We start from the raw sequence: 12980 nt of genomic DNA, 5'->3' as shown, positions 1-12980 counted from the left end.
GGAACACAAAGTAAGCACTTATAAGTGGTTTGCAGTATTATAAGGCTACTATGCAAAAAAAAATCGTATAGAACATTTGCTAGACCAACCCATCCCAAAAAAACTTGTTCTCACGTTTCTGGATGTTGAAGCTAGTTAGATTATTTAGGTTGTTAGCGATGTAAGTTACTAGGTTAACTATAATGCAATCTATACTAAATTCCTACCATTGTCGTACATAAAAATCTTAGCTTTTAATATATTTTTCATAGTATGTAACCTACAATGGGTAAATAAAAAATAGGTTTATGCAACTTGTCAAGTATGTTAATAGAAAGGCACAAAAATGAATAACAACTTAACTACAAATAAAAACAATAATGTGAATAGAGTAATAAAACTTACTGAGTATGGTGCAAGTATAGACTCAAACGATCATAAACAACTCGATGATGCAATTTGGGAAGGCAATATAGAAATGGTAAAACACCTTGTAGATAATAAAGTAAATTTAAATGCTATAGATGATCACGGTAACACTCTATTGCACTCTGCTGCTCAAAAGAATGATGTGGAAATACTGAAAGTTCTAATAAAAGGAGGTGCAGATGTTAATATTAGAAATATAGCAGGCGATACACCACTATTTGAAACATGTTCCCGTCATGGAGATATTACGGTAGCTAAATACTTAATTAATGTAGGAGCAGATTTAAATCTCCAAAACACTCATGGTCATACAGCCTTGCATTTTGCTGCTATAAATGATTATTCTGAAATGATCAAACTTTTAATAGAGGAGGGAGCAGATGTTAATATTCCGGATCTAGGAGGTCTTACGCCTTTATCATTCGCAATGTCAAATGGAAATATTATATCAATCAAATACTTGATTGATGGAGGCGCGGATATTAATATAGCTCCACAAAACCTAACAGAAGCTATCAGACTTGGGTACTTAGAGATAGCAAAGGATCTGATAGACAATAGTGCTAATGATCTTACCAAGAGCAAGGTACTTTTAGCTGCTACTGATAATATAGATTTTACAAGATATCTAGTAGAGAGAGGTGCAGATGTAAACTTCAAGGATAACATTGGAGATACACCATTACATCATGCTGTTTCTTGTAGTAATGTGGAAACAGTACAATATTTGCTGGAACAAGGAGCCGTACTTAACTGTAAAAACATTGCGGGTCGTACTCCATTAATAAATGCAGTTTCAATAGGAGATACAGATATAATCAAATACTTAATAGAAGAAGGTGCAGATATAAATATTCAGACGCGAGACGGGTATTCACCTTTACACAAAGCTGTTATTAATGGTAATTTAGATATCATAAAGCTCTTAATAGATAAGGGTGCTAAACTCGAAATTTATAATAATTGTGGTCATACTCCTCTTTATCTTGCTAAATATGAAGGAAAAACAGAAATAGTAGATGATATTGATAACATAGCTTCAAATCTTTCATGTAGCAAAGATATATCTTTTAACAAAACTAATATAAAAATTAAGTATGACCTGGCTGGTGATCAGATGAATATAATAGAAAAAAGTGTTAAAGATGCTGTAGATAACTTTAAAGATGCTTTTAATAGCTCTGAGCGCGATATAAAAATTAACGTATACGTATTCAATAATCATAACGATTTCAAGGAGTACTCTAAAAAAAATGGTAGTAATGTTAGTGACAGTATACTCGGTTACGCGAAGAAGATTGATATGAAGGTGAATGCTGCTGAAGTTCATGTTTATCTGGATAGTCAGGGAAATGTAGATCAAGATACGCTAAAGCATGAGATAGGTCATGCAATGAACCTTGCAAATCTTGGTCTAGTGGAGGGGTTACCAAAAGCAATGCATGAAGCTATTGCTAACTATGTTGCTGGTTTAGAAAATGGTAAACATATCAATGATTACGGAGATAAAGAAGCTTTGATTACAATAAAAAACAAAGATCTTAAGCCAAATGAGATACTAAATAATAATTATCCAGGAAATCACTACTACTCAGAAGCAGAGCAGGTGGTGAAGTTTCTTGAGAATAAATATCCGGGAGTAATTGATGATCTACTAAAGAGCCTTTCTACCCATCCTGTTTATTATGGTAAAGATATAGATTATACAATTTTTCGAGCTAAAAATTTAGTTGAAGATTTTTTAACTAAGTTAAAAGGATATGATCAGGAGTTTAAAGAATGGGTCACGAATGAGCTAAAAAGTATACAACATAAGTACGTAGAAGTTAATTACCCAAATGAGATGCAAGATCAGGCAGTAAGTCAGGAAAAACCCGTTCAAGTTATAGATAAACAAGAACAAGCTATACTATCAAACAAAGATCAGCCAGATGAACCTATAGTAGCAGAGATAGTTGAACATAATCATGAAATCGCACAGAGTTTTTTAAGTTCTATTTTGAACGGAATACAAAACTTATTTGGGTCTATTTTTTCTACAGTATCAGGTTGGTTTTCTACTTCTGAAGAAATAAATTCTATACCTAATGTTACAGAAGAAAGAAATATTAATATAGATGAAAGTAAAAATTTATATCTTCTACAACAAGATAATATACGTTCGAATGAATCTGTAAAATTGGCAGATACTATTTTAAAAGTCGTTAATGATGAAGAATATAATCATGAAGGAAAACAAAAGGCAAATATAATGATAGATCATTATGATCTTAAATCACTTCACAAACGTGCGGAAGGAGAAGAAAAACGTGATATCGAATCTCTAGAGACTAAACTACATAAACAAAAACATGTTCTATGTTCTTTACCGCAGGAAAAATATTACTTTTTAAAAGATAAGTTTTGTATTAGCGATAACGAACATGGCAAGTGTGTTCCAATATCAAAGGATATAGTAGATATAAAAATAATGAGATCAGAAAATAGTTATAAGTTGGTTATTTTAGATAAAACAAACAATACTATTGTAAAAGCAGAAAGTATAGAAAACGAGTTGTTTTCAAATTCAATCAATCTAATAAATAAAGTTAATCCATATAATCAAAATGAATACTTAATAGGTGAGATGAATGATCAAAAAGCTCAAACTAATAAGATATCATTGAATCAAGACCTAGACCAACGATCTATTACGTATTCACCCGTTGCGGATACAAACTTAAATATTCTACAAAATGACGAGCTCATTTGATAGTTCTATTATATCAGTTTAATGTAATAGAGACGAATTGACCAAGGAGAACTAAAATCAGAATTTTGAGGCTACTGATATTTTTGTGAAAAGCAATATATTTTCTATATTTAAGTGGTCTGAAATCTATTCTAGATTTACAGTGCTAGCGGCAGCAAGAAAAGTTTGATTAGAGACCATGTCACTTTTATTTCAAAAGTAAGCTTGGATTGTACATGAAGAATGTCTATATTATACTTTTATCTCTATTTTAAGCTCGTTTCTCCTTGAGTAAAATATCCGAATATTACTTAATTACAGGTCAGACTTTTTGATCTGAGAAGCTGCTTAGTAAGCCCAACTATCAATTAGGAAAAGGAAACTCGGCGTTCTATATCATTACCAAGCTATATATAAAATAAACACTTGACAGCGAGAGCACAATATTATTGTATTGGAATATAGTGTAAGTAGAATATATATGTATAAAAATGAAAATGAGTTTATAAGCTCTCTTATTCCAGCAGGTGACTCAAATTACGCAATAAAACGTATGCGCTTTGAAGAGTGGTATAAGTTCTTTGGTAGGGAGGTTTTTACGGGTAAAAAGCTCTCTGATATTGCTCAAAGTTTTGGTACCATTTCTCATGATAAATATTGGATACATAATGAAAATGGTGATGTGTTTTTGAATAGAACTGAAGTTATCAGAAGGATCCTTACTCTGAAAGCTCTCGACAACAAAAATGAATATTTAATAAGTGATTACTACCGATATCAGTCTGTTTGCTGGCTTTGCTTGGAAAGAAACATAAGAGAGGTTTTCCCGTTTCTAGAGAAATATAAGAAAGATTCACATTCTGAAGGCAAATTTATTACAGAAAGACTAAGTGGGTGTTCTAGAATAAAGACTTTCTGGTCTCATTATATTCATGTTATAGATAAAGATGGTGAATATACTACTAACCCTGAGATTTCAAGTAACCTTTGTGAGTTGATGAGAAAATATGAATTAGATTTCAACAATAAGATTGATATATGGAAGTATGGGTTTGAATGTGCAAAGGAGGAGGGTTGTATAGAAGCTCTTGAGTTCTTCTTTAGAAAACTAAAGGAATCAAAGATTGATGAAGGTGAGCTTGATGCAATTCTAGTGAATACAGCCTTATATGCATCATCAAAAACATATTCTACCTTGATTCACAGCAATGCGGAGGTCATAAGCTTTTGTCTTGATAACTTGCGGCGGGAAGAGCATGAAATGTTGATGTGTAGAGAGCGTATTGATCACGTACTAGCTAGATTAGAAGAAGCATATTTATTCGGATACGAACAAGAGTTAATCAATTGCCGCGGATCTAGTAATCTTTCACATACTTTTTATAGTGGTACTATTTACAGAGTAATCGATCAGGTTGGTCGTGAATCTGGTAAAGAATTGAGACAAAAAGGAGTTAACTTTCTAATGTGGATGCTGAATGAGGACAATTTTTTGAGGCATAAGAACTCATTTCTCAAGGAAATAAATGATAATAATCCTTGGGTTATCCGTATATTATCAGCACTGATTATGTTAGGTGAAGTTGAACCATTTGCAAAAATACTAGATTATGTTGAGGGAAAAAAGCTAAGAAAAATAGTAAAATTGTTTGAAGAAAGAATAACAGTATGTTGCTCCTTGTATATTCAGGGCAGATATGAAGTATTAAGTAAGATTTTTGTTAGCAATGAACGTAGCAAGAAGTTTTTTGAAGGAATGGACGAATTGATGAATCAACATCCTGATTTAAAAAATGAACTACATGCTGCATATGAGAGTGGAAGTGTGGAGGAAATCGAGAGTGTATTTTTCAATAATGAATTGTTAGATAGTCTAAGTGTTAATGATGTAATAGACAGAAAACTTAACAAAGACGAAGTATTATATCAAGATATTGATGTCTTGTATACTTTAAATGATCTAACACTTGATCACTTAATCTCAAACAATCAATCTAGGTAAGGGGAATGATATGTCAAAAAAAGAACTAATAGAACTACTTTTTGATTCAAGTAATACAGATAAAAACTTCCAAGAGAGGTTTCAGTCGTTCTTAGATCAAATGCCAAAGCCACAAGGAGCATCTTCTGCAATTTCAAAGGAATCGTTTTTCTTGAATTTCTTTACTGGTATGTTTTCTGGTGTAAAAGACTCGAGTTTAGATAGCCTTGGTATAAAGGACGTACATTTTAAATACGTTGGGGATGAACTCCATATCATGGCCGAGAAGAAAAAAGGTAACAAAGAATTATTTATTTTCAAAGAAAGTAGCATTTTAAAGTCTAAAGGTGATTTGGAATCAGAGATAAAAAGTAATGTAGGTCGATCAATAGAATCAAAGGTTACTAAAGTTCTTATAGGAAGAGAAAAAATAGATCCTAATAAGACAAAATGGAAACATACAATCCTTGTCGATCATCAGGGGAGTGATGCTCCAATTCTTGATGAAAGCTTTGAAAAACTTTCAAATATTCAAGGTATTGATCTTGGGAAGCAAGTTCGTAAATTAGGAGAGGACAAAGCAAATCATAATGCTAATGTTGAAGCAATTCTTGTTCGCTCAAAAGCACTTTACTCTCAACTTAAGGAAAAAGGACTCATAAAAAATAGTAATAAGGAAGCAGCGCAACATGCTTTCGTGACTGGTATACTAGCAAACTTTCGTCGTCGTCTCAATGTAGAATTGAAATTAGAGTTGCTTACAGGTAGGGGATATAGTGATCTCGCATTTATCGTGAGAGGTGAAAATTCTAATCAGAAGCCTACAATCTATGTAATTGAGTTTAAAGCAGATAGTAAAATAAAATCATCTAACTCAAAGCTTCCAGATGGACTGGTAACTGCAAGAAATGAAGCGACTAGTTACATAAAAGGGTTACCGACAAATAAAATTCCTACCTCAGTAATTCCTGAACAAGCAGTCTGCATTGGTGTTGATCTAAATCGTGATGATAAAAAGTTTTACGAGATTTCCCAACCAATCGAAATATTAAGTAGAAAAGAGCCGATATTACAATCATTTGTGAATATAGTACACAATGGTAACGATATAGAAAACATGGAAAAAGGATTAAAAGATCTACTAAAAGTGTATTATACGTTTCCTTCTGAACAATATACCCAAGACTATCTGAGTCGTTTTTTACTCGGACAGGTGAGTTTGATAAGTGAACCTGGAGAAGCAAAGGATATAAAAGGTTATGTCTTTAATCATTCAGAAGAAGGAATTAAAGACAAGTTTTCTACTTTCATTTTTGTGACCAAAGAAAGTAACAATAAGGACAAAATATTTGTCTTTCACCTACAGGAAGGTGGTAGTAGTCTTTCTGATAAATATTCTTTTACTCAAGATGTGTTAAAAGAAATTGGTGTAACAAGAGAATCGGTTAGTAAAGTAAATGAGGTATTTTTACGTGGCTATGAAGAGAAAGGTCCTATTCAATCAGCACCATCTCCTGCTGCCTATTACGAAAATAGTCGAGATCGAGTGAAAGTAAAAGAAAAAACTGTTGATGAATATTTTCAAGGTAGTGTCAACGAAGGCGGAAGAACGAGATCGAGCAGGCTGAAAGATAAGTTTAGAAAAGATAAGTTTAGAGGAGAAGTGCAAAGTGTCGATAGTTTAAAAGCTGAGCTTGTTGAGCAATTTAAGAAGGCTATAGATTATCAGCAAAAGCCTGATGGATTAAGAGGAAAAATTGATGAAATACATAGGACTCCAGGTAGTCAAGGAAAGAATGAGGTTGGACTAGGTGAATTTGGCAGTTTTGTTAACTTACTAAACGATAGAGTAATTAACAATCAAAAAGATACTGTAAGAATAAGAAATTACATAACAAATGAAAGTAGGTTAAAAGCTTATTTAGATGGTACATTCACTGGTCTAAGTGATCTGTTGAATGGTATGGGCGAGGGCCAAGTAATTTCAGTATTACCAGAGTTTCAAGTTGGTGGTGGTGGTAGAGCTGATATTATCGTACAGCCTAGAGGTGCAGACTCTATAGCAACAGGAATTGAACTTAAATATTCTGTAAAAAAGGAAAAAGTTCCAGGACAGAAAGCGAGTCGTCAGATAGAGCAATATGCAAATTCGCCTAATATAAAATCAGTCACAAGTGATAAAATAGCTTTTACTTCACTAACCTTTAATGAAGAAGATTCGTCAATATCTAGTTCTGGTAAGTTTGTTGTTGAAAATGTTGTACATAGTTCGTTGACTAATAATGAAGACAACTTGAATGCTCCTGGTTGTAGCAAGAGAAGAAAGCGCGGCATAGTAATGCCATGTGTAGACTTAAGCAACACAGAAGAAATTATAGCAGAGAAAGAATATATTCAGGAATTAGTTGGTACTGAGGTCATAGAAAAAATTAATTTACAAAATTTAAAAAACGATGTGGTAAATAAGTATGATCAGAGACTTGATATTGATTTTTACAGTAAGAATACAAATAGGAATGATCTACAAGAAGATACCTTTAAATCAGCTGTACAGGCACTACTGCTATCAAAAAAGGAAAAAAGTAAAATAATAACTGAAGAGTTACAACATAAAGCATACTCTAACGCTTTAGTTGATTTGGGAAGGCTTTTATATGATCATAGGGAGCATATTAAGAATCTTGATTCTAAAGATCGTTTAAATGAGTTTCAAAAAAGAATAGAAAATAATGAGTTACTTCGTGTAGCACAAGGCTTTTACAATAATAAGGTCACTCAAGAAGGAGAACCACATGCTGCTAATGGTAGACTTTCTACAGAATACTTAGCAACTATTTTTAGTGAAGAAAATATGAAATCTCTTTTAGAAGAGATCAAGGCTTACAATGAGGAAGTTATTACAATAAGCCCTATACAAATATTCAACAATGAAGTTAATGTCTATGTCAAGGTAGGGATTGATGGTGAAGAGATAACAGTAGGGAACGTTGAGCAATTACGCAATCCAAAAAGTTATGTATTTGATGAAACTACTCATGACATCAAGCTAAAAATAGATGGTGAGGAGTATACCTTAGTAGAAGTGCTACATGGCAAGGAAGAACAGATACATACTAACCGTGAAGTTGATCTACCTGGTGGATATAGAGTAAACTTTGATGACTTGATTAGAGGTTTCGATAATGAAGCAAAGCAAGTTATTAACGACAGATTGTATACCTTGGAATTGTTAGCAAAGAAGAGAGCGATCGAAAGCATAGCTGATCACAAAATTGCAGACCGCGATTATGATAACGCTATAAATCAACTTAAGCAAGATCTACTTGTGAAAGGGGTAAAAGAAGAACATTTTAATAAATTGAAAGAGGGCATTAAACAATTGAACACAAAGGTTTTAGTAGATGACATTCAACACCTGGAGAACGAGCTTACTAAATACAATATTGATTTTGATACCAATAAATTTGATTTGGTAAAAACACAAGCAATAAAAGGTCCCAAGTTATTTGCTATGATGGCCATATATGACCTTCTTGATAGTATACGCGATCTTCCAACTGTTGGAAGGTATGATAGTAATTTTCTAAAGAAAGTTTTTGGTATAAATGGAATATTAGACTCTATGAATGATGTAAGAGAGAGCTTAAGCACCGTTTTTATAGATGGTAGTACAGTACGAGTAGAAATTCCTGATAATACCTTGTTGGGTAAACTAGTTCACAAGCTTCCTGATTCTGTACGCAATAATTTTGTTAGAATTATTGACAACCCTGTGGTGCAAGCAATTACATTCGCAACTATCTCATATCAATTCGGTTATAGCATAGAAGAGATAGCTAATGGCAATCACCATCCTTTGAATTACTACTGGGCAGCCAGTAGTGGTGTTAAATTAACCTCAATGGGAGTTAATTTTATAGCTGGACGAATCGTTTCTAATGGTCTAGCTATGAGAACGCTGAGTACTGCAGCTAGTGTTTTGAGCAAGGTATCAACTATTACTGCGGTTGTTGATATCACTATCGCTGTATATCTTGACATAAGTCAAGCGGTAGAATATACTAAGTATATATCAAAGAACATTCCACTAACAACTATTCAACAAATTAAGCTGGGTGCTAGTAAGACGCTACTAGGAGAGCTAGAAGAAAAAATAGAAGGATTATTTGTGAATAAAGATCCAAGTAAGAAATATGATAAAATCGTAGAAGTTAAAAACTATTTGAGCTCGATAACAGAACGTCAAGTTCAAATTATCTCTCATGACACTGGAATTTTAGCTATAGTAGAATATGTGAAAGGTCTTAATGAAAGATGTGGAGGAGTATCTTTCTCTAATTATTTAAATGAAAAAGGTAATATATCTTCATTAAATATACAAAAAGGTACCTTGAAATTTGAGTTAAGTAACTTGGATGGAAAAGAAGTATATCTTGATAAGGGTATACTTCACGTTCCTCATCTTAGTAAGAGCGAATACGATCAAGGACTAAGAATTGTGAGTGTACCAAAAAGCTTCTCAATACAAGATTGTACGGATAAAAGCTTCATGGATTACGCTAAATCTGTTGTACCTTTTATATCCCCAGATTGCAACAATCGTACAACATGTAAGAATTTAACTTTTTCATCTGAACCTCTTATTCTTGCAAATAATACGAGAGAAATGTCTGGAGCACTATATTACTCATCTGTACCTAATCAGTTTATAGCAGCTAAGAATTATCCAGCAATTGTAGTTGTACCTAGTGGAGAAGTTGAACAAGTAGGTTCAAGAAATTATAGGACAACTTTTGTTGTTAGTGATTACTCATCTGGAAAACTTGTTGGTGCTTCAAGCAAGGATAATACTATTGTCATTGATATCAGTAATAAAAATAATTTAGGAAATACGGTAGTATTCCTTGATCGTGGAAATATAATGTACGGTCCAAGCGAGATAAAGCTTGAGAACATATACAACATAATAGCTAATGTTCAAGGTAATATTCGCATTTTTACTGATTGTAAAACAAGGTATGTAAGTGTTAATAGTATAGGAGATAGTCATATCATTCAGAACTATCGTGATAGCTGCTCTGATGTAGACTATGAGATTAGGAAAGTGAGCGGGAATAATATTCATTGGAGGGGTGTCAAGCTCACACATTTTATTGTTGATGATAATAGTCACAATGCAAAAATTCTAAATATGCCTCGTGGTCAAAGAATACCAAATAAGAAAAGTATAGACATAATAACTATACCACAGGGAGGTAAGGTACGTGTAGGCAGGTCTATAAGAAATGATCTTTATACCTTAGCTGTTAAACTTGGCAAAAATAACATCATAATTTATATAGAAAACTTTGATAATATGCAGATAAAAAAGGATGAAGTGCATTACATGGTCAATATCGATACTATGAAACTTGAACCAACATCAACACCTTCTATCAGTTATCCTATTTATTTGAAACACTATAAACCTAGTGAAGAAGGATTGCAAATTTACCGCAATAGTGAAAACAATATTGGCGTACTAGATTTAAGAGATAAATCTGTAGTAGATTTTAAGATGAAACTCATGAACAACACCTTAGTACTACAGTATCAAGGTAATAATTTTGTAAAAATAGAGGACTGGAGTAAGAGTAAATCTATAAGGAATGTAGCATTTCTTTTCGGTGGAGGAGCAATCGTTTATGATGAGAAATGTTTTTATTCTAGTTGTAGCACACAGGGAATTATAAAGCAACTAAAGAAAACAAGGAAAGAATATCGTACTTTATCTGAGCTGAGGTTATATCAAGACTGTGTAGAAAGAAGGTTTGATGTTAACGACTTTGTTCTATCTAAAAGTGTTAGAACCTGTGTGTTGAATAAAGAACCTCATTTCCAAGGTCAAGTACCATACCTACTTAATCCAAAATACCGTGAACTCGATGAAAAAATCTCTTATCAAAGCGAAAAATTAAAGGAGATCAAACAACATATGCAGCATTACCGAAGAGCTCTGATATTCGATGTTGCTTATACTGCTAAGGATATGATAAGCAGCTACAATGATAAGGATTTTTCTCCAAGAGTAAAACACAGTATAGAATATTTTAAGGGTCAATTACCATATTCGCTTAAGAACATAGTTTTTTCTTCACATGTATGTATAAAAAACGTTCGTTATAATGAGTATCTTTACTCTCCAAGTGATTATTACCAGCATGATGGAAGTAGGAGAAACGTATTTACTTGGATTCCTAGAGATGAAAAAGATGAGAAATTTGTATGGAATTTTGAATTTGTATATGATAACGTATACCACATAAAAAGTGTCAAGTATGGGGAATATCTATACTCTCCAATTGATGATTTTAAGTACGACAACAATAGGAGAAGAGTATTCACGTGGAAAAACACGGAGTTCGTTCCTAAAGGTGAAGATAGAAAGTTTAAATGGGAGATTACTACCGTCGGTAATGACGTATTTATAGTTAATTATCAATACAACGAGCATTTATATGCTAGTGTGGATCATTTTAACTACAAGCATCTTCATGAATTGAATGGAGATAGGCGTAGCATATTTACTTGGGGACCACATAGCGGGATTAAAGAAGAACGCGATGTATGGAAAATTGAAGATTGTCGACCTCAAGTAAGGAGAGTAAAGAGATATGCTGTAAATCAAAATACAAATAATGGTAGTAAAATTTTTGATGAAGTAGTTATAGGAGATAAACTATACAAACACTCTTTAAAAGTAGACAGGGAAGAACGGTCTAGATATTATAGTGATATCAATAAAACTCACTTATCCCGTAAACTTCTTAGTATAGAACAACCTGAAGTAGTAGCAAGTAGTGGAGCTAGACCATCTTCATGGATAAATGATTTGTTTGGTTGGATAACAAGCTCTATAGGTGGGTTATTAGGTTCTAAATATAGGGAAACGCCAAGCACTTCAAGTATCATCTTACAAGTTGATGCACAAAAGGATATAAATGGTACAATACTATTACTTGACATGCTCATTAGAAAAGTTACAGGTCGGAAATATATTTCTACAGTAGATCAGTCTATATCTCCACTAGAAGCACAGGGCTATGCGCTCAATATTACAAAGGGATTTGAGAAAGTAGTAGAGCAAGCTGGATTAAAAAGTGGTGTATCAATACATCGATTAAATATTGATTATATGGGAATGCAAAAAGAGATTACTAGAAAAGTCATGAGTGGTAAATTTGATGAGGTTTCAGGGATTTTAAGCTCATATGTAGAGAAAGCGTTACCTGGTAGAGAAGCAGGATACCCTGGTAAATTAAGCGAGAAAAGGTTTAATGAGTTTATGATTAAATTTAATAAGGGGCTAGATGTGACATTAAATCAATCAATAGAGCAGATATTACACAACGGAGATGATAGATTAGAAGTTGATGGTGCAAAACAAATGAGTTTAGAGCCTCAAAGTTATTTAAGTAATGCTTCAGTTCACAGCCATTCAGAAGTATCAACTTGTCTTTCTGAGATAGGAATAACTAAGCTTGGAGGTAATCTTAATAGGTAGGTTATAACGTAAGGGGTCATATGCCAAGTAGTAGAAAATTTCAAGTGAGGGTAGCAAAAATAATTAGGGAAACAACCATTAGCAAGTTTGGTAGTCTTAATACTCAAATGGATGAAGTAGACATAAAATGCTAAGTGGTTAATGTGTTTTCCATATTGAACTTACAGCACGTAGCTTTGATATAGAAGTTTGGGTAACGTTATGATATTAATTTATATAATTCTATGTGCAATCTTCATAGCCATTTTAGACAGTTCATTAGATTCTTAATTGGGGGTATGTTCGACTTAGGAAAGGTTTTCATAAATGTTGGAGTT

General features: G+C 33.0%; 3 protein-coding genes. All 3 read left to right on the top strand.

Going from position 1 to position 12980, the window contains the following annotated elements:
• Positions 1 to 325: 325 nt before the first annotated feature.
• Complete coding sequence (locus O1Q06_RS06880; RefSeq protein ID WP_410542503.1) at positions 326 to 3160, top strand: ankyrin repeat domain-containing protein; 2835 nt, start codon at positions 326 to 328, stop codon at positions 3158 to 3160.
• A 460-nt stretch (positions 3161 to 3620) separates the two neighbouring features.
• Positions 3621 to 5141, top strand: a complete 1521-nt coding sequence (locus O1Q06_RS06875) for a hypothetical protein (protein WP_410542502.1) — start codon at positions 3621 to 3623, stop codon at positions 5139 to 5141.
• Positions 5142 to 5151: 10 nt separating this feature from the next.
• Positions 5152 to 12663 carry a latrotoxin-related protein gene (locus O1Q06_RS06870; RefSeq protein ID WP_410542501.1) on the top strand — a complete coding sequence of 2504 codons (7512 nt, stop codon included), beginning with the start codon at positions 5152 to 5154 and terminating at the stop codon, positions 12661 to 12663.
• Positions 12664 to 12980 lie beyond the last annotated feature (317 nt).

Source organism: Wolbachia endosymbiont of Tetranychus urticae (genome assembly GCF_046529255.1).
In the GTDB taxonomy this organism is placed as follows: domain Bacteria; phylum Pseudomonadota; class Alphaproteobacteria; order Rickettsiales; family Anaplasmataceae; genus Wolbachia.
This window is presented reverse-complemented; position numbering and strand designations above follow the sequence as displayed.